The sequence below is a fragment of the Burkholderia sp. Ax-1719 genome, assembly GCF_011753055.1.
GTDB lineage: Bacteria > Pseudomonadota > Gammaproteobacteria > Burkholderiales > Burkholderiaceae > Paraburkholderia.
In genome coordinates, this window is the sequence record NZ_VWWJ01000011.1 from 123,607 (window position 1) to 148,028 (window position 24,422).

The following is a 24,422-nucleotide window of genomic DNA, read 5'->3' on the forward strand; positions in this document are numbered from 1 at the left end:
CTGTAAAACAAAAAAGCCTCGCAGATCAACAATCCGCGAGGCTTTTCAACCAATCAGGCACTAACCCAGAACCCGCTCAACCCGTATTGCGCAACCCAGCCGCAATCCCGTTGATCGTCAAATGAATCCCGCGCCGCACGCGCGGGCTCGGATCGCCAGCGCGGTAGCGTTTGATCAGCTCGACCTGCAAGTGATTGAGCGGATCGAGATACGGGAAGCGGTTCTTGATCGAGCGCGCGAGCAGCGGGTTATCGGCCAGACGCCCGTTCGAACCGGTGATCTCGTCGAGCACCTTCGTGGTGCGTTCCCACTCGGCGACGATGCGCTCGAACACGTGCTTGCGCAGCTTTTTATCCGCGACGAGTTGCGCGTAGCGCGACGCCACCGCCAGATCGGTCTTCGCCAGCGTCATGTCCATGTTCGAGAGCAGGTTCGAGAAGAACGGCCAGCTCTTGTACATTTTCTTGAACATCGCGAGACGGCGCGTGCGCTCGGCGTCGCTGCCCGCTTCGTCCAGATACGCCGACACGGCGCTGCCAAAGCCATACCAGCCCGTCAGCAGCAGACGGCATTGGCCCCACGAGAAGCCCCAGGGAATCGCGCGCAGATCGTCGATCTTGCGGTTCTTCGGATCCTGCAGCTTGCGCGAAGCCGGACGGCTGCCGATGTTGAGTTCGGCGATTTCGGTGATCGGCGTCGAAGCGAAGAAGTAGTCGGTGAAGCCGGGCGTCTCGTACACGAGCGAGCGGTACGCGGCCATCGCGTCATCCGAGAGCTTTTGCATCGTCTCTTCAAATGCGGCGAGTTGATCCGGCGCATGCGTGCCGGCCTGCTTGCCCATCGGCAGCAGCGTGGCTTCGAGCGTCGCCGCCACCACGGTTTCCAGATTGCGTCGGCCGATTTCCGGATTGCCGAACTTCGAGGCGATCACTTCGCCCTGTTCGGTCAGGCGGATCTGGCCTTCGACCGTGCCCGGCGGCTGCGACAGAATCGCGTTGTAGGTCGGGCCGCCTCCGCGTCCGACCGTGCCTCCGCGGCCGTGGAACAGGCGCAGCGTGATGCCGCGCTGCTTGTAGAGCGCCACCAGCGCGAGTTCGGCGCGATACAGCTCCCAGTTCGAAGTGAGGAAACCGCCGTCCTTGTTGCTGTCCGAATAGCCGAGCATGATTTCCTGCTCGTTGCCCCAATGCTCGACGATGCCGTCGATGCCCGGCAGCGCCAGCAGGTCGCGCATGATGCCCGAGGCGTGGCGCAAGTCGGGAATCGTTTCGAACAGCGGGATCACCATCAGCGCGGCCTTCGCGGGATCGTCCGCGTGACCCAGACGTCCGCTCAGGAGGCCGGTTTCCTTCTGCAACAGCATCACTTCCAGCAGGTCGGAAACCGTTTCGGTGTGCGAGATGATGTAGTTGCGCACCGCACGCGCGCCGAATTTGTCGCGCGTCACGCGCGCCATTTCCAGCACGCCCAGCTCGCTCTTCACCAGATCGGAATAGTCGAGATACGGCGAGCGCAAGGTGCGCGGCTCGGCCAGTTGCGCGAGCAGCAGGCTTTGCTTGGCTTCTTCGGAGAGCGCGGCGTAATCGGCTTCGACGCCCGCACGCGCGAGCAGTTCGGTGATGACGGCTTCGTGGATGTCCGAGCTTTGGCGCAGATCGATCGACGCCAGATGGAAGCCGAACACTTCGACCGCGCGCAGCAGCGGCGCGAGTCGTGGCGTGGCGAGCGACGCGCCGTGATGCTCGGCGAGCGAATCCATCAGGATGCGCAGGTCGCGCGAGAATTCGGCGGCATCGGCGTAAGGCGTGGCGCGCACCGGCGCGGCGTTGCGGCCGGCGCTGCGCACAGCCACGACGCCTTCGCCCAGACGCACGCGGGCGCTGGCGGCCAGGCGCGTGTACACGCCGATCAGCGCACGGCGGTACGGTTCATCGACACGATGCGGCGACTGATCGGGCGAGGCTTCGGCCAGCGCCTTGAGTTCGTCGCTCGCGCCCGCGAGCAGGTCCGAGACCGACAGCTCGGCGCCCAGCTTGTGCGTTTCGTCGAGGTAGTGTTGCAGGATCACCTGCGCCTGACGCTCGCTCGCGTCTTCGAGCGTGGCGGCCGTGACGTTCGGATTGCCGTCGCGGTCGCCGCCGATCCAGCTGCCCATCTGCAGGAAGGCGGGCAGGCGCGCGGCCAGACCGTGTTCCTTCAGCTGCGTTTCGATCTCGCCGTAGAGTGCGGGAATTTCGCTCAGGAAGGTGGTGTGGTAGTAGGACAGCGCGTTTTCGATTTCATCGCCGACAGTCAGGCGCGCGTCGCGCAGCATGCGCGTCTGCCATAGCGAGGTCACGCGCGCGCGCAGCAGCGCTTCGTTCTGCTCGCGTTCGCGATGCGTGAGCGGCTGGTCGCGCTCGGCCAGCAGACGCGCGACATCGTGCTGCGAATCGAGCGTGCTTTTGCGCTGCACTTCGGTGGGGTGCGCGGTCAAAACCGGCACGATCAGCGCATCGTTGAAGAACTGCTGGAGCACCGGCGTGGCGGCCGCGCCCGCTTGTGCGAGACGTTCCAGCGAATGCGCGATGGTGCCTGCCTGCGGCGCGGAACCGGCCAGATCGTGAATGCGGCGACGACGATTGCGATGGCGGTCTTCAGCGATGTTCGCAAGATGCGAGAAATAGCTGAAGGCGCGCACGACGCTCACGGTCTGTTCGGGCGAGAGCGCGCGCAGCTGTTTTTCCAGTGCGAGCGCGGCGGCGTTGTCGTCTTCGCGGCGAAAGCGCACGGCCGTCTGGCGGATCGTTTCCACCACGTCGAATACGGCGTCGCCTTCCTGTTCGCGCAGCACCTCGCCGAGCAGACGCCCCAGGTAGCGGATGTCCTCGAACAGCGGTTGATCCTTGTCGTCGCGCGCGCGGCCATTGCGGCCGGTGTGGGCGGCTTTCGCGGGCTTGTCCGCGAGGCGGGGCGCTTTGGGCGCTTTCGGCACCTTCGCTGCCTTCATGGCTTTGTCTGCCTTCGCTGCTTTCACCGCCTTGGACGCTTTCGCGGCCTTCGGCGCGCTGGCGGATTCAGCCGCGCTGCGCGTCGTGGTCGGCGTATCGATATCGGTTTGAGTCGTGGCTTTCGCTGTCTTCGTGGTCTTCGTGCCAGTGGATTTTTCCGCCTGCGCCTCGGCGGCGGAAGTTGCGTTCTGCGATGCGTTGTTGCGGCGCTCTGCGCGCGCCGATCCGGAAGACTTCACGATGTTTTCCTTAAGACAAGCCAGCAATTGCCCTGCACGGGCCTCATTCGGGCGCGTTTCGTCCCGACTCAGGCCCACAGGGGTGGACAGATTATTGTTTGGGGACTGCCAACTGCATGGCCGCGGCCAGGGCCGCGACTCAGTACGACTTCGAGGTGCTACCTGGGGTGCTGCCTGGGGTGCTGCGTCAGGTACGACTCGGGGTGCAACCAGGAGCGCTACGCGCGAGGTGAAACAAAAGACGCAGTGGTGAATCGGGAGCAGGTCTTGCGGGGCAGCGTCGCCGAGCGCACGAGTGCGCACACATGGCGGGCCACCAGACGGAAAGGGAGAGAATGAGGCAACGCGCGCGTCATGGCAATGCCATATGGGCGCTTTGTCCGTGCATTGGAACGCACGTGCGGCTCTTGTGGAGCCTGGTCTCTTCCTTGCCGCCGCACACGCTTGAATTGCGACCTGCATTGCTACCTGCAGGGGCATTTCGCCGCCTTCGCTCGCCCAGCGGGCAAGCGGAAAAAGGGGCGCGTGCTAACATTGCCTGTTATCCGATTCTGTTTTTTTCGAACCCGTCATTCGATGTGCTTGCCATGAATTCCGAGACGTTATCCGCGCCTGATCCGGCTACTCCGTCGGCCACACCGCGCACGCTGGTCATCGCTTCGCGCGAGAGCCGCCTTGCGATGTGGCAGGCCGAACATGTTCAAGCTGCGCTGCACAAATTATATCCATCCTGCGAGGTGAAAATCCTCGGAATGACCACCCGTGGCGATCAAATTCTCGATCGCACGCTGTCGAAAGTCGGCGGTAAGGGTCTGTTCGTCAAGGAACTGGAGCAGGCGCTCGCCGAAGGCCGCGCCCATCTCGCCGTTCATTCGCTCAAGGACGTGCCGATGGAGCTGCCCGAGGGCTTCGCGCTCACGGCCATCATGGAGCGCGAAGATCCGCGCGACGCTTTCGTCTCGAATGACTACGACTCGCTTGCTGCACTGCCGCCGGGCGCGGTGGTCGGCACCTCCAGCCTGCGCCGCGAATCGATGATCCGCGCGCGTTATCCGCATCTGGATGTGAAGCCGCTGCGCGGCAACCTGGACACGCGTCTGTCCAAGCTCGATCGCGGTGACTACGCGGCCATCATTCTGGCGGCGGCGGGTCTCAAGCGTCTGGGCTTAAGCGAGCGCATCCGCGCGCTGCTCGCGCCGGAAGACAGCTTGCCCGCAGCGGGGCAGGGCGCGCTCGGCATCGAGATCCGTGCTGATCGCGCGGACATCGCCGCATGGCTTGCGCCCCTGCACGACGACGCCACCGCCAAGGCCGTCGAGGCCGAACGCATGGTGTCGCGGGCGCTGGGTGGCAGCTGCTCGGTGCCGCTCGCGGCCTACGCGCAATGGCAGGACGGCCAGCTCGCGCTGCGCGGCAGCATCGCCACGCCGGATGCGAGCCGCGTGCTGGCCGCCGAAGAAGCCGCCGCGCCTGCCACGGTGGCGGAAGCCGTCGCGCTCGGTCGCAAGGTCGCCGACGATCTGATCGCCCAGGGCGCGCTAGAGATCGTGCGTGCGCTCGCCGAAGCCGGCCCCGACGAGCAGCGCGTGCCGAATCTGGCACCCTCGGCGTCGCCGTCGAACGCCTCATCCAGCGGCACGGACGGACGATGACGAGCCCCTGGCAGCCGCGCCGCGACGGCCCACCCGGCTCGGCCCAGCCCGATGAATGGGGCGGCCCCGCCGATGCTGCGCAGTCCGAACCAGTTCAAGGACATACCGGCGCACCGTTTTCGGTCGTCATAACCCGGCCGGCCGGTCAGTCGGATACGCTCGCCAGCCAGCTCGCCGCACGCGGTCTCAAACCGCTCGATTTCCCGCTCATCGCCATCGCGCCCGTGCGTGACGACGCTCCGTTGCGCGAAGCGCTCGGCGCGCTCGACCGCTACGCGCTGGTGGTGTTCGTTTCGCCCAATGCCGTCGACCGCGCGTTCGATTGCTATCGCGAGATCTCGTCGATCTGGCCGCATGCGCTGCCGGTTGCCGTGGTCGGTCCGGCCAGCGTCGCCGCGCTCGCGCGCCAGGGCGTGGCCGCGCCCGATCATCGGGTGATCAGCCCCGCCGGTTCCGCCGACGAAGAACCGGCGCGCTTCGACTCAGAATCGCTTTATGCGGCGCTCGAAAAGACGCTCGGCGAGAACGCCTTCGCGGGCAAGCGCGTGCTGATCGTGCGCGGCGATGGCGGCCGCGAATGGCTCGCCGACCGCCTGCGCGAAGCAGGCGCCGAAGTCGAGGCCGTGGCCGCCTACCGCCGCATCGTGCCGGAGCCGCCCATTGGCGCGTGGGCGGCGGTGCATGCGCTGCTCGAAGGCGCGCCGCACGCCTGGCTCGTCACCAGCTCCGAAGGCGTGCGCAATCTCGACGAACTCGCGCGCGAACACCTCACGGCGGGCGAAATCGTCGAGCTGCGTCACGCGCATCTGGTCGCGCCGCACCCGCGGATCGCCGAGACGGCGCGCTCATTGGGTTTTGATAGGATTACGGTGTCCGGCGCGGGCGACGAGCGCATCGTCGACACGCTGCTCGGGCTCGCATCGTCCCAGTCTGCGCAGTCAACCTCAGCGGCATCCTCGGTTTCCCCAGAAGGTTCTTCAGCCGCGCAGTTCGCGGCTCAACCGGTTCAGAACACCCCGGCCTCGCCGCCGGCACAATCACGCATGACTGACCAGAACGATTCCAGCCACGTTCCCCATTCAGGCGCAACGCCCGCTTCCGCGTCCGCTATCACGCCAGGCGCCGCTGCGGCTTCGTCCGCTTCTTCGTCCACCGCGCGCCCCGCATCGTCTTCATCGTCGTATGCATCGGCGCCGCCGCCCAGTTCCAGTGCGCGCCGCAGCGGCGCGGGTTCCGCGATCCTCTGGCTCGTGGTGGTGCTGGTGGCCGCAGGCGCGGGTGCGGGCGGCTATGCGCTCAACCGCAAGCTTGAGCGCATGGATGCCGCGCTCGTGCAGCGCCAGCAGAGCGCCGATCAGCAGACCGCCGCGCTGCGCGCACGCGCCGATCAGGCCGTGACCAGCGCCCAGCAGATCGACAAACAGATGGCGCAGCTCGAAGGCAAGATCGCTGACGCGCAGACCTCGCAGCAGGCGCTCGCGCAGCAATATGCCGATCTCGCTAAAAACCGCGACGACTGGACGCTCGCCGAAGTCGGCCAGATGCTCTCTAGCGCCAGCGAGCAACTGCAACTGACCGGCAACACGCAGCTCGCGCTGTTCGCGCTGCAAAGCGCCGATACGCGCCTCGCCGCCTCGGACAGCCCGCAGGCGCTGGCGGTGCGCAAGGCCATCGCGGCGGACACTGACAAGCTCAAAGCCGCGCCGTCCACCGACCTCGCCGGGATGGCGATCAAGCTCGACACGGCGCTCGCCGCGATCGACAAGCTGCCGCTCGCGGGCGAAGCGCTCGTCGCCCACACGCGGCCCGAAGCCGCTACGCCGGCGGATGTGACGAAGACCGCCGCCGCAACCGGCGAGCCGCGCTGGAAGGCCTGGCTCGACACGTTCGTGAATGGCATCGGCCAGCAGATCGCCAGCCTCGTGCAGGTGCGCCGCATCGATAACGCCGACGCCATGCTCGCCTCGCCCGATCAAGGCTATTTCGTGCGCGAGAACGTGAAGCTGCGCCTGCTGTCGGCGCGCCTCTCGCTGCTCTCGCGCAACGAGCCCACGCTCAAGTCCGATCTCGCCGCCGCCGACGCCGCGCTCGCGCATTACTTCGACAGCGCGTCGAAGGAAACGCAGAATGTGCGCGACCTGCTCAAGCAGGTGGATGCGGGCTCGGCTGCCGTAGCGCTGCCCACGCTCGACGAGAGCCTGAAGGCCGTCCAGCAATACAAGAGCCGGGGGTAAGACATGGCGATCCGTGGACTTCTCTGGCTCGCGCTCCTCTTCGCGGTGGCCGTCGCGCTCGCCACGGTGGGGCGCTTTGACGCGGGGCAGGTGCTGCTCGTCTATCCGCCGTATCGCGTCGATGTCTCGCTGAACCTGTTCGTGGTCGGCATCGTCGTGGCGTTTTTGCTGCTCTACGCGATCCTGCGTTTCGTGCGCAATGTCGTGACGATGCCGCGCCGCGTGGCCGCGTATCGTGCGCGCGCACGCAAGGAAAAGGCGAATTCGGCGCTGCGCGATGCGGTGAGCAATCTCTACGCGGGCCGTTTCTCGCGTGCTGAAAAAGCCGCGCGGGACTCGCTCGTCGACGAGAAAAACAAGGGTGCGGCCGGTCTGATCGCCGCGAACGCCGCGCATCGTCTGCACGAGTACGCGCGTCGCGACGAATGGCTCACGCAGGTCGAAGACCCCGAGCTTCAGGAAGCGCGCCTGATGGCCACCGCCGACATGCGCGCCGATGGCCGCGACGCGGATGGCGCGCTCGCCGCGCTCACCGAAATGCGCACCCAGGGCGGCCGCCGCATCCACGCGCAGCAGATCGCGCTGCGTGCGCAGCAGCAGCTCAAGAACTGGGGCGAAGTGCTCAAGCTCGTCAAGACGCTGGAAAAGCGCGAGGCGCTGCATCCGGCCGTGGCGGTGCGTCTGCGTCAGCTGGCGGCGGAAAACCTGCTGCGCGATCGTCGTCACAACGCCGATGCCTTGCTCGAACTGTGGCACGCGCTCACGCCGGTCGAGCGCCATTCGCCGCGTCTGGCCGATTGCGCGGCTGAACTGCTGATCGCGCTGGAACGCCAGAACGACGCGCGCAAGATCGTCGAGGAAGCGCTGGCGCAGAACTGGGATGCGCGTCTGCTGCGCCGCTATCCGGATACCGCGGGCGCCGATGCGCTGCCGCTGATCCAGAAAGCCGAAGCCTGGCGCAAGGAACGTCCTGAAGACGGCGACCTGCTGTTCGCGCTGGGTCGTCTGTGCCTGAAGCAGCAGTTGTGGGGCAAGGCGCAGTCCTTCCTCGAAGCGGCGCTCAAGTCGGCCAACGCGGTCCACAACGAGCCGCTCAAGATCCGCTCGCATCGCGCGCTCGCGCGTCTGCACGAGGAACTTGGCGATGCCGGCAAGGCCGCGACGCACTATCGCGAAAGCGCACTGGCGATGAACGTGGTTTGACGCGTCGACTGCGTTGATATCGCGATAAAAAAGGCCGCTGACAAGCGGCCTTTTTCTTTACAGGCCAGACGCCGCGCGATCAGCGATTCACCAGCTTCGCAGGCGCGGAAAGCGCCAGCAGCCCACCCAGAATCATGCACGCCGCGAGCATATACATGCCCGAGTCATTGGCCGACGTCGCCTGCTTGAGCCAGCCGACCGCATATGGGCTCAAAAAGCCCGCGAGATTGCCGATCGAATTGATCAACGCGATGCCCGCCGCCGCGCCCGTGCCCGCGAGCCAGGCGGTCGGCAGGCTCCAGAACAGCGGCAAGGTCGTGAGGATGCCGAAGGTGGCGAGCGTGAGCGCTGCCATCGCCAGCACGGTGTCGTGCGCCCACGTGACCGACAGCACGAGGCCAAGCGCGCCCACCGCCGCCGGAATCGCGATATGCCAGCGGCGCTCGCGCAGACGGTCGGCGCTGCGCGCGACCAGCACCATGCCGACCACCGCCGCCGCAAACGGAATCGCCGAAAGCAGGCCGATCGCCAGCGCATCCTTCACGCCCGTCGCCTTGATGATGGTCGGCAGCCAGAAGCTCACGCCGTACAGCCCCATCACGAACGAGAAGTAGGTGAGGCTCATCAGCAGCACGCGCGGGCTCGTGAGCACCGTGCGCAAGGGCGGATCTTCCTTGGTGGCGTCCTCGGCGGCGATATTGCGTTCGAGCAGCGCGCGCTCCTCGGCCGTGAGCCATTTGGCCTTGCCGATGCGGTCGTCCAGCACGAAAAACACCAGCACGCCGACGATGACCGACGGCAGCCCTTCGAGCAAAAAGAGCCACTGCCAGCCTTGCCAGCCGTTTGCGCCATTGAATGACTTGAGAATCCAGCCCGAGACCGGCCCGCCGATCACGCCCGACAGCGCAATGGCCGTCATGAACCATGTCGTCATGCGCCCGCGACGGTGCGCCGGATACCAGTAAGTCAGGTAGAGAATGATGCCGGGGAAAAAGCCCGCTTCACACAGGCCCAGCAGAAAGCGCATCACGTAGAACATCGTCGGCGTGGTGACGAACATCGTGAAAATCGATACGAGGCCCCACGTGACCATGATGCGCGCGATCCACACGCGCGCGCCCACGCGATGCAGGATCACATTGCTTGGTACTTCGAACAAAAAGTAGCCGATAAAGAAAATGCCCGCGCCGAAGCCATAGACCGCATCGGAAAGACCCAGCGCCGTGCTCATCTGCAGCTTGGCGAAGCCGACGTTGACGCGGTCCAGATAGGCGACCACATAGCAGAGCATCAGAAGCGGGATCAGCCGCCACGCGACCTTGCGGTAGGTGGCTTCCTCGAAGGCGGGCAGGGGCGCGCCCGCGCCCGCATGCGGCAGGTGATTCGCTGGACTGGCCATGGTGTCTCCGTGCGGGCCGCTGTCTCGGCCTGCTGGTATTGCCACCTCGTTATGGCGGCTATTCGTGGACAAAGCACGACCATTCTATACGCGCCGCCAAGGCCGGGCGGCGCGGGAAAACACCAATGCGTCAATGACTTAGGTGGAGGCTAAACGCAACGCCCGCCGTCCACTTCGACACAGGTTCCGGTGATGAACGCGGCTTCGTCGGAAGCCAGATAGAGGCAGGCGTTCGCCACGTCCTGCGGCGTGGAAAAGCGCCCAAGCGGGATCGTGGCGATAAAGCGCTGACGGTTCTCGGGCGTATCGGGCACGCCCATGAATTCGGCGGTCAAACCCGTATCGCCGATCACGGGATTCACGCAGTTCACGCGGATGCGATCGGGGCCAAGCTCGGCGGCCAGCGCCTTGCTGGCGACGATCATCGCGCCCTTGCTGCCGTTGTACCAGACGAGTCCGGGCCGTGGCCGGATGCCCGCGGTCGACGCGATATTGACGAACGCGCCGCCGCCGCGCTCGCGAAAATGCGGCACGAACGCGCGCACGCTCCAGTAAAGGCCCTTCACGTTGACGGCGTAGACGCGGTCGAATTCGGCTTCGCTCACGTCCATCACCGGTTTGTTGCGATGCGTCGTGCCCGCGTTGTTGACGACGATATCCACGCCGCCGAATTCGTCGACGGCGGCTGCGCGCAGCGTGTCCCAGTCGGCCTCGCGCGTGATGTCGCCCTGCACGGCGATGGCCTTGCCGCCCGCGAGCGCAATATCGCTCGCCACGCGCTGCGCGGCCTCCAGGTTGAGATCGTTGATGACGACGTTCGCGCCCTCGCGCGCGAAGGTTCTGGCGATGCCTTCGCCGAAGCCCGAGCCCGCGCCCGTGACCACGGCCGTCTTGCCTTTGAGTCGCATGGTGTCTCCGTTTTTTTGCTCGCGATGGAACGGGTCTTAGCCGTGGCGGATCGCGATGGTTTTGAGCACGGTGAAGCCATAGAGCGCTTCGAAGCCCTTTTCGCGGCCGTGGCCCGACTGGCGCGTGCCGCCAAAAGGTAGTTCCACGCCGCCGCCCGCGCCATAGTTGTTGACGAACACCTGCCCCGCGCGCACGCGCCGCGCGAGGCGCATCTGGCGCGCGCCGTCGCGCGTCCAGATCCCCGCGACGAGGCCATACGGCGTGCCGTTGGCGAGCGTGAGCGCTTGCGCTTCGTCGTCGAAGGGCATGGCGGCGAGCACCGGCCCGAACACTTCTTCCTGCGCCAGACGGCTGTGCGGCGGCACATCGCGCAAAAGCGCCGGGACTTCGTAAAAGCCGCTATCGGACGCGCGGGCGTCGAGCTGGCCGCGCGCGGCTACGGCAATGCGTTCGCGCTGCGCCTCGTCGAGGAAATCGCGCACGCGCCGCCGCTGTTTCTCGCTGATGAGCGGGCCGCAGTCGAGATCGGCGCTCGCAGGGCCGACGCGCAGCGCGTCGAACGCCGCCGCGAGCCGGTCGAGCAGGGGTTCATACGCGCTGCGCTCGATCAGCACGCGGCTGCCCGCCGAGCAGGTCTGTCCGGCGTTCTGCACGATTGCGGCGACCAGCACGGGCAGGGCGGCGTCGAAGTCGGCATCGGCGAACACGATTTGCGGCGACTTGCCGCCCAGTTCCAGCGTGACCGGGACGTGGTTTTCGGCGGCCATCTGCGCGACCCGCTTGCCGGTGAGCGGCGAGCCGGTGAAGGAGATGTGGTCGATACCCGAATGCGCCGCGAGCGCCGCGCCCGCCTCATGGCCGAGTCCCGTCACGATGTTGAGCGCGCCCGGCGGCAGGCCCGCTTCGCGGGCGAGCGCCGCCACGTGCAAGAGCGAGACGCAGGCGTCTTCGGCGGGTTTGACCACGCAGGCGTTGCCTGCTGCGAGCGCGGCGCCGACGCTGCGGCCGAAAATCTGCATCGGATAGTTCCACGGCACGATGTGGCCCGTGACGCCGTGCGGCTCGCGGATCGTGAGCACCGTGTAGCCGGGCTGATAGGGCAGCGTTTCGCCGTGCAGCTTGTCGGCGGCGCCCGCGTAGAACTCGAAGTAGCGCGCCAGCGCGGCGGCATCGGCGCGGGCCTGTTTGAGCGGCTTGCCGGTGTCCTGCGCTTCGAGTTGCGCGAGCGTTTCCTTGTCGCGCGTGACGAGCCCAGCAAGCGCGAACAGCAGACGGCCGCGTTCGGCGGGGGACAGAGCACCCCATGCGCCCTCGAAGGCGCGGCGCGCGGCCTGGACGGCGGCGTCGATATCGGCGGCATTGCCGCGCGCGAGCTCGGCGAAGGGGAGACCCGTGGAGGGATCGAGGGCGGCGATGGTCTCGCCGCTGGCGGGCGGACACCATTCGCCGCCAATGAAATGCTTTGCTGATTCCATGCATGCGCCTCGCTGGATAGGGAGTGAAACGCCGGACGGGACAGAAAGTAAGGCAGACGGTAAGACAGACGTTACGGCAGACAGCCGCTTCATTATCGCGCCATTCGCGGCGGCGGCGCGCGGGAATTCAGCAGCCGCTACATCCGCGCGATGGAACGCTTGCGGCCCGCACCAGGGTTCGTCCTGGACGGCTTGCCAGATTGGCTATAATGGCCGACAACCTCGAACGTCCGGTTTCGCGCCGGCGCGCCGCGCGGGGTCTGCCTCGCGCGCGCCGCCGTACCGTGCAACCGTCGCTTTTTTCCCTTTTCAACAGAGAGCGCTCATGAGCTTCGCAAACGTGCCCGCCGGCAAGGATCTGCCGCAAGACTTCAACGTCATCATCGAGATTCCGGCGCAAAGCGACCCGGTCAAGTACGAAGCCGACAAGGAAATGGGCGTGCTCGTCGTCGACCGTTTCGTCGGCACCGGCATGCGCTACCCGGTCAACTACGGTTTCATTCCGCAAACGCTGTCGGGCGACGGCGACCCCGTCGACGTGCTCGTGATCACGCCGTTCCCGCTGCTGGCCGGCTCGGTGGTGCGTTCGCGCGCCCTCGGCATGCTGCAGATGACCGATGAGTCGGGCGTCGACGCCAAGCTGATCGCCGTGCCGCACGACAAGGTTTGCCCGATGACGGCCAACATCAAGTCGCTGGACGACGTGCCCGAGTACCTGAAGGACCAGATCAAGCACTTCTTCGAGCAATACAAGGCGCTCGAAAAGGGCAAGTGGGTCAAGGTCGACGGCTGGGCAGGCATCGAAGCCGCTCACAAGGAAATCACGGAAGGTTTTGCCAACGCGCAGAAGTAAGCGTTCCGGCTTTCCGCGAATTTCGCTGGAAAAACCGCAAAAAAAACCGCACGAGTCGCAAGACCGTGCGGTTTTTTTATGCTTCGGGTTCGGCGCTCTCGACGGGTTCTGCCGATTCGGCGGGTTCAGGCGGCGGGGGCAGTACCGAATCGATCGAGCGCTCGCCCGCCGCGAGCGCACGTTTTTCGGTCGGCTTCAGACGCTTGACCCAGTATTCGGCGCTCGACGCGCTGGAGCGGTTGGCGAACTCGAATTGCGCGAGCACCTGCACCGGCTTGCGCGCACGTGTGTAGCGCGCCCCCGTGCCGTTGGCGTGCTGGGCGAAGCGCGCTTCCACGTCGATGGCGATGCCCGTGTAGACGCTGCCATCGGCGCATTCGAGCAGATAGAGAAACCACGACATGGTCAGCTTCGGAAGGGATTGTGCTCGTTCAACTCGTGCACATACGCGTGGATCTGGTTGGTCTCGCTGTCCAGAAAGCGCGCGACCGCATCCGAGAAGGCCGGATGCGCGAGCCAGTGCGCCGAGCGCGTCACTGTGGGCATGAAGCCGCGCGCCATCTTGTGCTCGCCTTGCGCGCCGCCTTCGAACACGGCGAGCTTTTCCTCGATGCAGAATTCCAGCGGCTGGTAGTACGCGGTCTCGAAGTGCAGGCAGGGCACGTGTTCGAGCGCGCCCCAGTAGCGGCCGTAGAGCGTGCCGCCGGTGCCATCGGCGTCACGCTGATAGACCACCAGCGAGCTGGCGATGGGCTTGCCTTCGTATTCGGCGATCACGAGCAGCAGGTTCTCCGGCATGCTCGCGCCGATCATGCGGAAAAAGTCCAGATTCAGATACGGCGACGAAAAATGCTCGCGGTAGGTCTGGCGGTAGCAGCGGCTGAAAAAGCGCCAGTCCTCGTCGCGGATGTCCTCGCCGCGAATGCGCTTGAGCGTGACGCCCGCGTCGCGCACCTTGCGGCGTTCGGCGCGGATGTTCTTGCGCTTCTTCTGTTCGAGCGTGGAAAGGAAGTCTTCGAAGTCGCGATAGCCGTTGTTGAGCCAGTGAAACTGCACGCCCTCGCGCTGCATCATGCCCAGATCGGTGAGCGCGGACGCGTCTTCAGCGGTCGGAAACAGCACATGCAGGGACGACACGTCGGTCTGCTCGGCGAATGCCAGCAGCGTGGCGGCGAGGTGGCGATGCGCGGTGTCGTCGGTCGCCATCAGGCGTGTGCCCTGGACCGGCGTGAACGGCACCGCGCACAGCAGCTTCGGGTAGTACTCCAGGCCGTTGCGCTTGTAGGCATCGGCCCAGGCCCAGTCGAACACGTATTCGCCGTACGAGTGGCCCTTGAGATAGACCGGCGCGGCCGCCGCGAGCTTGCCCGTGCGCGCATCCGTGAGGGTGACGAACTGCGGCGCCCAGCCCGCGTCGGGCGTGGCGCAGCGCGTGGCGTCGAGCGCCGCGAGGAATTCGTGGCGCAGAAACGGCGTCGGCTGCGCCTGGCGCGCGAGCAGCGCGTTCCATTCGGCGGCGTCGAGCTCGGACGGTGAGCCGATAATGCCCGTGCGATAATCGAAATGTTCCTTGTCCAACTGGCGTGCCCGTGTTTGCTGCGCTGTGCAAACGGCCATGGTAAAGCAAACGACCCGAACGGGTGAGACCGCGGGGTGATACCGCGATCGCCATCCTGCCTCCACGCCCTCCGGCTTTTCGCTTATCGGTTATCGAAATGAAAGAGCGCTTCTTCAATCTCTATTCGCACGGTTTCGCGCGCGTGGCCGTGGGCGTACCGCGCTGCCGCGTGGCCGATCCGGCCTTCAACGTCGCCCAGACGCTCGCGCTCGCGCGCGAAGCCGCCGCCAAAGGCGCGGCGCTGGTCGCGTTCCCGGAACTCGGTTTGTCGGCGTATAGCTGCGACGATCTTTTCCATCAGCAGGCGTTGCTCGATGCCTGCGAACAGGCGCTCGCGCAGATCGTCGAGGCTTCGGCGGAATTGCCGCTGGCGATGATCGTCGGCCTGCCGGTGCGCGTGGGGCATGCGCTCTTCAATTGCGCGGCGGTGGTGTCGGGCGGGCGCGTCGCGGGCATCGTGCCGAAGAGTTTCCTGCCGAATTACGGCGAGTTTTACGAGCCGCGCCAGTTCAGCGCCGCCGATAGCGCAAGCGTGGATAGCGTGCGCATCGCGGGCATGGAGGCGCCGTTCGGCGCGTCGCTGCTGTTCGAAGCGGCGCAGATTCCGGGGCTGCGCTTTCATGTCGAGATCTGCGAAGACGTCTGGGTGCCGATTCCGCCGTCGTCGTTCGCGGCGCTGGCCGGTGCTTCGGTGCTGGTGAATCTGTCGGCGTCGAACGTGGTGGTGGGCAAGGCGGGGTATCGGCAGCAGCTGGTGTCGCAGCAATCGGCGCGCTGCCTGGCGGCTTATCTCTATACCTCGGCGGGTCAGGGTGAATCGACCACCGACATGGCATGGGACGGCCAGGCGCTGGTCTGCGAAAACGGCGAAACGCTCGCGCAATCCGAGCGCTTTCTCGCCGACTCGCATCTGATCTTCGCCGATGTCGATCTCGAACGGCTGCAGCAGGAGCGTATCCGTCAGACCACCTTCGGCGATTCGATCCGCCGTTACGCCGACGAAGTGGCCAAATTCCGCGTGATTCAATGCGAACTCGGTGCCGAGGGCGCGTGGACGCGCGAGACGCTGGCGCTCGAACGCCGCGTCGAACGCTTCCCGTACGTGCCGGCCGACCCGAAGCGCCGCGACGAGCGCTGCAACGAGGTCTACAACATTCAGGTGCAGGCGCTGGTGCAGCGTTTGCAGCAGGCGGGCATCAAGAAGGTAGTGATCGGCGTGTCGGGCGGGCTGGATTCGACCCACGCGCTGCTGGTCTGCGCCAAGGCGATGGACCGTCTGGGCCTGCCGCGCGCCAATATCCTCGCGTACACCATGCCCGGCTTCGCGACTAGCGAGCGCACGCTGCGCCAGGCGCGCGAACTGATGAACCTCGTGGGCTGCACGGCGCGCGAGATCGACATTCGCCAGAGCTGCATGCAGATGCTCGAAGACCTCGGCCATCCGTATTCGGAAGGTAAGGAGGCCTACGACATCACCTTCGAAAACGTGCAGGCGGGCGAGCGCACCAATCACCTGTTCCGTCTCGCCAACTTCAATCACGCGATTGTGATTGGCACCGGCGATCTGTCGGAGCTGGCGCTGGGTTGGTGTACGTACGGCGTGGGCGATCACATGTCGCATTACAACGTCAACGCCAGCGTGCCGAAGACGCTCATCACGCATCTGGTGCGCTGGGTCGCGGAAACCGGGCAGATCGGCCAGAACGGCGAAAGCGGCGCGGACGTGCTCGAAGCGATTCTCGCCACCGACATCAGCCCGGAACTGATCCCCGGCAAGACCGATGGCGCGCCCGAGCAGAAGACTGAAAGCACCATCGGCCCGTACGAATTGCAGGACTTCAACCTTTACTACACGCTGCGCTTCGGCTTTGCGCCCACCAAGGTCGCGTTCCTTGCGCGTCACGCGTGGGGCAGCGTCGCGTCGGGCGCGTGGCCCGACAACGCCAAGGTCGCGCGCAATGCGTACGACCTCGTGGCGATCAAGCGCAATCTGCGCATCTTCCTCGACCGCTTTTTCCGCACCAGCCAGTTCAAGCGCACCTGTATTCCGAATGCGCCGAAGGTGGGTTCGGGCGGCTCGCTGTCGCCGCGCGGCGACTGGCGCGCGCCGAGCGATTCGGAAAGCGCGGTGTGGCTCGCCGATCTCGATCGGGTGCCCACGCACGAGCCCAAGGCTTGAGCTGCGCGCGCGCAGCGTAGAATTGCAGGATCAACGCCGTTTTAGCGTTACCGCTTAACCGAAATCACAACCTCCCAAGGGGCACGCCATGAAACGCATTACCGCCGTCATCAAACCGTTCAAGCTCGACGAAGTGCGCGAGGCGCTCGCCGAAGTGGGCCTCACCGGCCTGACCGTCACCGAAGTCAAGGGCTTTGGCCGCCAGAAGGGCCACACGGAGCTGTACCGTGGCGCCGAATACGTGGTGGACTTCCTGCCGAAGGTGAAGATCGAAGTGGTGGTCGCCAACGACCAGAGCGATCAGGTGATCGACGCGATCATCGGCGCGGCGCGCACGGGCAAGATCGGCGACGGCAAGATTTTCGTCACCGACGTCGAACGCGTGATCCGCATCCGTACCGGCGAAGAAAACGAAGCCGCGGTTTAAGGCGCGTTGCGCTTCACACCATAAAAAACAAAAGGGACGGCGCCGCAAGTCAACCTCGCGGCCCGTCCCACAATAAAAAACGGTGCAGTACCCTTTCGGACACCGCACCGATACGCGCCTCTCGCAGCAGCGTGAAAACGTCGATGTAGCTGTTCTGTCTACACCCGGTTCAGGTGGAGGCGCGGGCTGGAAGGCCCGCGCTCACACACTTAGAACGAGTGCTGGATGCCTGCGTACACGCCGCTCTGGCTGTGGCCGATGAGCGGGTTGCCCGTGGCAGCCGACGTACCGTAGTTGTTGGCGTTCAGACCGAAGTTGGCCGTCTTGCTGTTCTGCACCGTAGCTGCCTGGATGTCGAGCAGCGTGCGCTTGGACAGGTTGTACGAGCCGCCGACCGTGTACAGCGTGGCGTTGCCGCCACCGTTGTTGGCGTTCACGTGGTAGACCGCTGCGATCAGCGCGGCTGCCGGCGTCAGCTGCCACGTCACACCGCCCCATTCGTGATCGAGCGTGCTCGGCTGGCCGATTGCCAGACCCGACATGCCCGACGAGCGGACGGCTTCGTAGCCGCCTTGCAGCTTGAACGGGCCGAGGAACACGTTGACCATCGCCATGTAGTCACGCGAGTAGGCGAACACGCCTTGTCCCGTGTTGGCCGAGTTCACGCCGGTCGGATCGTAAGCGCCGCCGAGCGTGCCGGTATTCGGGTTGCGGATTTCGTCGTACAGGCCGCGGATCTGGAACAGCGAGTTCGTGTACGTCAGTTGCAGACCGTCTTCACGACCTTGCGCCGTCGTGCCGTTGCCGTTCCAGCTCGTCGAGTTCGAGAACGAGTACTGGCCGTACACGTCGAAGCCAGCGAACTTCGGCGACTGGTACGAAATGTTGTTGCTCGATTGCGGCCAGTTGCGGCCACGCACCAGCGACGCCGACGACCAGTTCGACTGACCGAACGGGTCGAAGTCCCAAATGCCGTTGGAGATGAACAGTTCGCGGCCCAGCAGCAGGGTACCGAACTGGTCGTTCGACATACCAACCGTTGCCCAACGATTGAAGAGACCACCGTTGCCCGGGCCTTGACCGTTTGCGGTGCTGAAGCTGCCTTCCAGCTGGAACAGTGCCTTGTTGCCGCCGCCGAGGTCTTCAACGCCCTTCATACCCCAGAGGCTGGTGCCCCAGTAGCCGCTTTCGAGCTGAACCTGGCTCTTGCCGCTGGTTGCAGCGCCCGTGCCGCCACCCGTGCCGACGCCGCTCATGTAAGCGAAACCCGCATCGAGGCGGCCGTAGAGCGTCACGCTGCTTTGCGCATGCGCGAGGACGCCAGCGGACATCAGTGCCGCGGCGAGCAATGCTTTCTTCATCTTCTCCTCCATACCCTGTCAAAGAGTCAACCTTAGTACTGCGAAAGACGTCCGCGCGCCTTCGGGGTGCTGCGGACAGAAATAGTCGCGTAAAGGGAGTGTGACCCGAGGGATCGGCGTGTTACGGAACGATGCGAGCAGGACAACCTGTTCGAGTCGTCATGCAGATCCCCTGGTTGACTGGCATCTCCCGTTCTTATTTGAAGTGAAACTACTTTTAATGAACTTTGTTTTGCTACTTTGGTTACTAATTTAGCAAAAAAGGTCGGCGCTGGCGAACGAAATCGCGTGTGGCTCGCGGGGTGTCGTCAAATTGCCATATGCACTTCCTGGATGGTGGTCAGTGCAATCTGAAAAGTATGCCTAAATCCTTGTAGGACAAGGCACACACGGATTTCCCCGAGGCCGCTTCAGGATTGCCTCTATTGACGTAAGAAACAGTCAGGAGTAATGCGAAAAGTGCGTTTTTTACCCGAAAAACAGGTCTTCGGAAGCGCGCTTGAAGGAAAAAAGAAAAGGCGCTGAAAGCGCCTTGAAATACTACTTTTACTACATCGCAAGTTGGCGGATGTAGTCGACTACATGGCGTAGCCGGATCAGATGCGGATCACTTGAGACTGCCCGACAGGAACTGGCGCAGACGCTCGCTGCTCGGGTTGGCGAACACCTCGGCGGGCACGCCTTCCTCTTCCACACGGCCCTGATGCAGGAACATGACGTGGTTCGACACGTTGCGCGCGAAACCCATTTCGTGCGTGACGACGATCATGGTGCGGCCTTCCTCGGCGAGCTTCTGCATGACCTTGAGCACTTCGCCCACGAGTTCGGGGTCGAGCGCGGAAGTCGGCTCGTCGAACAGCATCACGTCGGGGTTCATGGTGAGCGCGCGGGCAATCGCCACACGCTGCTGCTGGCCGCCCGACAGATGCGACGGATACTGCTTCTCCACGCGCGGCGCGAGACCCACTTTCTCCAGATAGACGCGCGCGCGGTCTTCGGCTTCCTTGCGCGAGAGACCGAGCACATGGACCGGCGCTTCGATCACGTTCTCCAGCACCGTCATATGCGACCACAGGTTGAAGTGCTGGAACACCATCGCCAGCTTGGTGCGCACGCGTTGCAGCTGCTTCACATCGGCGGCTACCAGCGCGCCGGTGCGGCGGTCGGTCTTCGTGGCGACTTCTTCGCCGTCGACGACGATGCGTCCGGAATTCGGCTGCTCAAGGAAGTTAATGCAGCGCAGCATCGTGCTCTTGCCCGAACCCGACGAGCCGATCACGCTGATCACGTCGCCCGCGTTCGCCTTGAGCGAGACGCCCTTGAGGACTTCGTTGTCGCCGTACTGCTTGTGGATGGAGTCGACGAAAAGTTTTTGCTTCTGGGAATTCATCTATGACCTCGATGGCTCACTTGCCTTGCGGTCGCAGGTATGCGAGCCAGCGGCGCTCGGCCTGGCGGAACAGCCACACGAGCGTGAAAGAAATGATCAGGTACAGCACGGCGGCGATGCCGAAAGCGCCAAACGACTGATACGTGGCCGAATTGACGTCGCGTGCGATCTTCAGGATGTCCGGCACGGTGGCCGTGAACGCCACGGTGGTGGCGTGCAGCATCAGGATGACTTCGTTGCTGTAGTAGGGCAGCGCGCGGCGCAGCGCCGACGGCAGGATCACGCGCCGATACAGCGTGAACGGCGACATCCCGTACGCGCGCGCCGCTTCGATCTCTCCATAAGGCGTGGCCTTGATGGCGCCCGCGAAGATTTCGGTGGTGTACGCGCAGGTATTGAGCGTGAAGGCGAGCAGCGTGCAGTTCATGCCGCTGCGGAAGAACGCGCTTGTCAGCTCGTGATTGCGGATGATGTCGAGGCTGTAGAGGCCCGTGTAGCACAGCAGCAGCTGCACGTAGAGCGGCGTGCCACGGAAAATGTAGGTGTAGAGCCACACGAGGCCCGACAGCCACTTCTTCTTCGAGACGCGCGCCACGGCGAGCGGCACCGAAAGGCAGAAGCCGAGACCGATCGACACCACCAGCAGCCACGCCGTGATGGCGACGCCGGTGAAGTGATAGCCGTCGGTGTAAAGGTAGTTGCGCCAGTATTGCTGGATCAGCTGGATCAGGTCTTGCATTGTCGTTGGCCTTGTCCTGTGCCTGAGTCGCTTCAGAGATCCGCTTTGCGCACGCCGGTGGAGTAGCGCTTGTCGAGATACATGAGCACGAAGTTCGAGACGGTCGTGATGACGAGATAGATCGCGCCTGCGAGCAACGTGAAGAAGAAGAACCGCAGCGTACCCTTGCCGGCGTCCTGGCTGGCCTTCACAACATCGGCGAGACCGATGATGGAGACGAGCGCCGTGGACTTCACCAGCACCTGCCAGTTATTGCCGATGCCGGGCAGGGCGAAGCGCATCATCTGCGGGAACATCACGCGCGTGAACACCTGCCAGTTGGTCATGCCGTAGGCGTGGCCCGCTTCCAGCTGCCCGCGCGGCACGGACAGAAACGCGCCGCGGAAGGTCTCGGTGAAGTACGCGCCGTAGATGAAGCCCAGCACGATCACGCCCGCGAGGAACGGATCGATGTCGATCTGATCCATGCCGAAGTGGTCGGTGACCATGTTCAGCCAGATCTGGATGCTGTAGAACAGCAGCAGCATCAGCACGAGGTCGGGCACGCCGCGAATGATCGTGGTGTAGGCCGTGCCCGCGCCGTGGACGAAGCGGTTTTTCGACAGCTTCGCCGCCGCGCCCAGCAGGCCCAGCACGAAGGACAGCACGAGCGAGAGGACGGCCAGCTTGACGGTCTGCCAGGTGCCGGCGAGGATCAGCGGGCCGTAGCCTTGAAGAAACATAGGTGAGTCCCTGACGGGGCGCCCGCGACTAGCGTAAGGCGTGTCCCGCGAAAGACGCGGCAGTCGCTGCCGCGGTTCAATTGCCGTTCATTCGCGGCCGGCGAGGTGCGGCCGGCGAGGGTCACTGTCCCCTCGTGGCCGCGTTCCCGTTGGTGCGATGGTCCGTTGTTCTGCCTGGGCACTGCGCGGTGTTACTGTGCGGTGCCACTGCGCGGTTGCCACTGTATACGAAGGCCCTGCGCGGTCTATCGGGGCAGGCCCCCGGGCGCGTGGCCTGCCCAGCCTGCTTACTTGCCTTTATAGATATCGAAGTCGAAGTACTGCTTCGCGATCTTGTCGAAGGTGCCGTCCTTGTGCATCGACGCGAGCGCCGCGTTGAACTTCGCCTTCAGGTCAGCATCGTCCTTGCGCAGGCCGATGGCGGTGCCGTCGCCGATGGTTGCCAGATCCTCGACTTCCGGCCCGGCCCAGGCAAAGCCCTTGCCGCGCGGCGTCTTCAGAAAGCCGTAGTCCGCCTGCACCTCATCCTGCAGCGTGGCGTCCAGACGGCCCGACATCAGATCCTGATACACCTGGTCCTGGTTCGCATACGACACCACGTTCACGCCCTTCGACGCCCAGTGGACCTTAGCGTAGGCTTCCTGGGTCGAGCCCTGCTCGACGCCCACGTTCTTGCCCTTGAGCGAAGCCGGCGTCGGCAGCAGCGGCGAGCCGGTGCGCGCGATCATGCGCGCGGGCGCGTCGAACATCTTGTCGGAGTAGTCGATCTGCTGGGCGCGCTGCGGCGTGATCGTCAGCGACGAAATGATCGCGTCGAACTTGCGGGCCTTGAGCGCCGGGATGATGCCGTCGAGGTCGTTCTCGACCCAGACGCACTTCACGTTCATGCGCGCGCACAGCGCCTTGGTGAGATCGACGTCGAAACCGGTGATCTGGCCGTTGGCGGCCTTGGACTCGAACGGCGGATAACTCGCATCGACGCCGATACGCACGGTTTTCCAATCCTTGGCCGCGACGCTGCCTGCAACGAGGGCGAGCGCGACGCACACTGCGAACTTCTTCATCTTTCTCCTGATACACGGGCGCGGCTCGTTGCGGGGTGTCGCGAGGAGCCATTCGATCGACGCCGCGGCGCGGGCCGCTCGCCGGCGGGCCGGCTCATGACCGGGCGCCGCCATTTTAGGCGATCAAAAATGCGGGTCGGACGCGCGATGCGTCCCCGACCGGTGCGTGCCGGCTGGCGGCTCCGAACGTCGAGCCGTGCGAAGGCGCGGACGGTGGCGCCGGCCGAAAAGGGCGGTATTTTACCCGAAGCGCACGCCCGCGCGGACCGTTCCCCGCGCCGCTGTGGCTTTGGTCTGACAGAGCGGGGCGCCAAATGAAGCTAATCGGCGTTCTGAAGACCTTGATTGATGTTGCTGGCGAAACGATCCGGTGCGCCGCTGCGGATTGTCCCTGCGGCCGTTCGCCCCTATCTTCTGTCATCGACACGAACATGACCCGGAGAACCCCATGCTTGCCATCCGACGCTCCGACGAACGCGGCCACGCCAACCACGGCTGGCTCGACTCGTTCCACAGCTTCTCGTTTGCCGATTATTTCGACGAAGAACACGTCCACTACGGCGCGCTGCGCGTGCTCAACGACGACCGCATCGCCGGCGGCCAGGGCTTTGGCGCGCACGGCCACCGCGACATGGAAATCGTCACCTATGTGCTGTCGGGCGCCTTGGCGCACCGCGACAGCATGGGCAACGGCTCGACCATCCGTCCCGGCGACGTGCAGCGCATGAGCGCGGGCACCGGCGTGATGCACAGCGAATTCAACGCCTCGCAGGACGAAGAAGCGCATCTGCTGCAGATCTGGCTGCTGCCGTCCCAGCGCGGCGGCGCGCCGGGCTACGAGGAAAAGCGCTTCGACGACGCCGACAAGCGCGGCCGTCTGCGCGTGATCGCCTCGCCCGACGGGCGCGACGGATCGGTGACGGTGCAGACCGACGCGTCGATCCACGCGGCGCTGATCGACGGCGACGAACGCGCGGACTATGCGCTGGCGGCAGGCCGTCGCGCCTATGTGCACGTCGCGCGTGGCGCGGTTGACGTGAACGGCCAGCGCCTGGGCGCGGGCGATGCGGCGATGATCGACGCCGAAGCAACGGTCACGCTGGCAAATGGCGATAAGGCCGAAGTGCTGCTGTTCGACGTCGCCTAAGCCTTAAAGCGGCTCACGCGGCGACTCACGCCGAACAAAAAAACGCCACGGGAGGCAAGGCCCGTGGCGTTTTTCATTGCGGCGGGCTCAACCCGCCGCCCGGACGTCAAATCCGGGGGATACTGCGCGGAACTTACTGCGCAGCCGGGGCCGAAGCGCCGCCCTTGTGGTGCTGCTCCCAGCGCTCGTGCATCTTCTCGTGGCGCTGTTCCATCTTCGCGAAGTGCTCCTTGAGCGCCGAGCTCACGGTGGTCTTCTGCTGATCGTTCAGGCCGTTGTAGAAGGCGAGCCAGGCTTGCGCGGTCTGCTCGCGCAGCTGCGCATCCTGCTGGTCGATCTGCTGATGCGTGTTGTGCATCGCGTTCAGATCGAGGATCGGCTGGTTCTTCTGGGCGTCGAACTGCTGCTTGAGCTGCTCGTGGTTCTTGTGCATCGCTTCGCCGTTCTGCTTCATGGTGTCGACGGCGGCTTGCCACTGCTTTTCCTGCGTGGCGTTCAGGTTGAGCTTGTCGTGCAGCTTTTTGGCGGCCATCATGAAATCGCCGTGCATGCCCGGGCCGCCGTGATGGCCGTGCATCATGCCGGGACCGCCCGGGGGCGGCGGAGGCGTCTGGGCGTGAGCGGCGGTAGCGCCGATAGTCAGTGCGAGAGAAGCAGCGGCGATCGCGAGAAGGCGCGAAGGGGTCTTGTACATGGTGAAGCTCCTGACAAATCCTTGAAGGTTTGGTCCGGTATGGCACGTCGCTTCGCAAAAAGGTGCGGGCGTTCGCAACCGGTGACCCTAGCGTATAGAGCGGTTGCGCCCCCCGTGTTACCGCTGG

Annotated in this window: 19 protein-coding genes; 7 read left to right on the plus strand and 12 right to left on the minus strand. The window is 64.9% G+C overall.

Annotated features, from left to right (window positions below; genetic code table 11):
* Positions 1–76: 76 nt before the first annotated feature.
* Positions 77–3,229, minus strand: coding sequence for a phosphoenolpyruvate carboxylase (gene ppc / locus F3J17_RS20220; RefSeq protein ID WP_167062596.1), 3,153 nt, complete (start codon positions 3,227–3,229; stop codon positions 77–79).
* Positions 3,230–3,816: 587 nt separating this feature from the next.
* On the opposite strand from ppc, the gene hemC reads away from it, so the two are divergent.
* Genes hemC through F3J17_RS20235 form a run of 3 tightly spaced genes read left to right on the plus strand, consistent with a single transcriptional unit; the run spans position 3,817 to position 8,318 of the window.
* The gene (gene hemC / locus F3J17_RS20225; protein WP_167062599.1) at positions 3,817–4,881 is read left to right on the plus strand and encodes a hydroxymethylbilane synthase; all 1,065 of its coding nucleotides are present in this window, start codon (positions 3,817–3,819) and stop codon (positions 4,879–4,881) included.
* Positions 4,878–7,115 (plus strand): fused uroporphyrinogen-III synthase HemD/membrane protein HemX, encoded by a 2,238-nt coding sequence (gene hemDX, locus F3J17_RS20230; RefSeq protein WP_167062602.1) that lies wholly within the window; start codon positions 4,878–4,880, stop codon positions 7,113–7,115. Before hemC ends, hemDX begins: the two co-directional genes overlap by 4 nt.
* 3 nt (positions 7,116–7,118) lie before the next feature.
* Entirely contained in the window at positions 7,119–8,318 is a 1,200-nt protein-coding gene (locus F3J17_RS20235; RefSeq protein WP_167062605.1) for a heme biosynthesis protein HemY, read from the plus strand.
* A gap of 79 nt (positions 8,319–8,397) precedes the next feature.
* Here the strand turns inward: F3J17_RS20235 and F3J17_RS20240 are convergent, their stop codons facing one another.
* The 3 genes from F3J17_RS20240 to F3J17_RS20250 all read right to left on the minus strand — a co-directional run bounded on the left by F3J17_RS20240 (position 8,398) and on the right by F3J17_RS20250 (position 12,101).
* On the minus strand, positions 8,398–9,717 hold the full coding sequence (locus tag F3J17_RS20240) for an MFS transporter (protein WP_167062608.1): 1,320 nt from the start codon (positions 9,715–9,717) through the stop codon (positions 8,398–8,400).
* Between the two features lie 149 nt (positions 9,718–9,866).
* On the minus strand, positions 9,867–10,625 hold the full coding sequence (locus F3J17_RS20245) for an SDR family oxidoreductase (RefSeq protein WP_167062611.1): 759 nt from the start codon (positions 10,623–10,625) through the stop codon (positions 9,867–9,869).
* 36 nt (positions 10,626–10,661) lie between these two features.
* Entirely contained in the window at positions 10,662–12,101 is a 1,440-nt protein-coding gene (locus tag F3J17_RS20250; RefSeq protein WP_167062614.1) for an aldehyde dehydrogenase family protein, read from the minus strand.
* Positions 12,102–12,426: 325 nt separating this feature from the next.
* Here F3J17_RS20250 and ppa point away from each other — a divergent pair, with 325 nt between their 5' ends.
* Complete coding sequence (gene ppa, locus F3J17_RS20255; protein WP_167062617.1) at positions 12,427–12,954, plus strand: inorganic diphosphatase; 528 nt, start codon at positions 12,427–12,429, stop codon at positions 12,952–12,954.
* A 76-nt stretch (positions 12,955–13,030) separates the two neighbouring features.
* Here ppa and F3J17_RS20260 read toward each other — a convergent pair whose 3' ends face one another.
* Both F3J17_RS20260 and F3J17_RS20265 read right to left on the minus strand, forming a co-directional pair.
* On the minus strand, positions 13,031–13,357 hold the full coding sequence (locus F3J17_RS20260; protein WP_167062620.1) for a GIY-YIG nuclease family protein: 327 nt from the start codon (positions 13,355–13,357) through the stop codon (positions 13,031–13,033).
* Positions 13,358–13,359: 2 nt separating this feature from the next.
* Positions 13,360–14,532, minus strand: coding sequence for a GNAT family N-acetyltransferase (locus tag F3J17_RS20265; protein ID WP_167062623.1), 1,173 nt, complete (start codon positions 14,530–14,532; stop codon positions 13,360–13,362).
* A 137-nt stretch (positions 14,533–14,669) separates the two neighbouring features.
* On the opposite strand from F3J17_RS20265, the gene F3J17_RS20270 reads away from it, so the two are divergent.
* Both F3J17_RS20270 and F3J17_RS20275 read left to right on the plus strand, forming a co-directional pair.
* Positions 14,670–16,751, plus strand: a complete 2,082-nt coding sequence (locus F3J17_RS20270) for an NAD(+) synthase (RefSeq protein WP_167062626.1) — start codon at positions 14,670–14,672, stop codon at positions 16,749–16,751.
* Between the two features lie 88 nt (positions 16,752–16,839).
* Positions 16,840–17,178: a P-II family nitrogen regulator gene (locus tag F3J17_RS20275; protein WP_027816588.1), complete on the plus strand. Its 339-nt coding sequence runs from the start codon at positions 16,840–16,842 to the stop codon at positions 17,176–17,178.
* A gap of 209 nt (positions 17,179–17,387) precedes the next feature.
* Here F3J17_RS20275 and F3J17_RS20280 read toward each other — a convergent pair whose 3' ends face one another.
* From F3J17_RS20280 to F3J17_RS20300, 5 genes are all read right to left on the minus strand, one after another.
* On the minus strand, positions 17,388–18,539 hold the full coding sequence (locus tag F3J17_RS20280) for a porin (protein WP_167062629.1): 1,152 nt from the start codon (positions 18,537–18,539) through the stop codon (positions 17,388–17,390).
* Between the two features lie 607 nt (positions 18,540–19,146).
* A complete protein-coding gene (locus tag F3J17_RS20285) occupies positions 19,147–19,929 on the minus strand; it encodes an ABC transporter ATP-binding protein (protein WP_167062632.1) in 783 nt (260 codons plus the stop codon).
* A 16-nt stretch (positions 19,930–19,945) separates the two neighbouring features.
* Positions 19,946–20,659 carry an ABC transporter permease gene (locus F3J17_RS20290; protein WP_167062869.1) on the minus strand — a complete coding sequence of 238 codons (714 nt, stop codon included), beginning with the start codon at positions 20,657–20,659 and terminating at the stop codon, positions 19,946–19,948.
* A 41-nt stretch (positions 20,660–20,700) separates the two neighbouring features.
* A complete protein-coding gene (hisQ, locus tag F3J17_RS20295) occupies positions 20,701–21,390 on the minus strand; it encodes a histidine ABC transporter permease HisQ (protein ID WP_167062635.1) in 690 nt (229 codons plus the stop codon).
* Positions 21,391–21,677: 287 nt separating this feature from the next.
* On the minus strand, positions 21,678–22,454 hold the full coding sequence (locus F3J17_RS20300; RefSeq protein ID WP_167062638.1) for an ABC transporter substrate-binding protein: 777 nt from the start codon (positions 22,452–22,454) through the stop codon (positions 21,678–21,680).
* 448 nt (positions 22,455–22,902) lie between these two features.
* Here F3J17_RS20300 and F3J17_RS20305 point away from each other — a divergent pair, with 448 nt between their 5' ends.
* Positions 22,903–23,601: a pirin family protein gene (locus F3J17_RS20305; protein WP_167062641.1), complete on the plus strand. Its 699-nt coding sequence runs from the start codon at positions 22,903–22,905 to the stop codon at positions 23,599–23,601.
* A 133-nt stretch (positions 23,602–23,734) separates the two neighbouring features.
* On the opposite strand, the gene F3J17_RS20310 is transcribed toward F3J17_RS20305, so the two are convergent.
* The gene (locus tag F3J17_RS20310; protein ID WP_167062644.1) at positions 23,735–24,295 is read right to left on the minus strand and encodes a periplasmic heavy metal sensor; all 561 of its coding nucleotides are present in this window, start codon (positions 24,293–24,295) and stop codon (positions 23,735–23,737) included.
* Positions 24,296–24,422 lie beyond the last annotated feature (127 nt).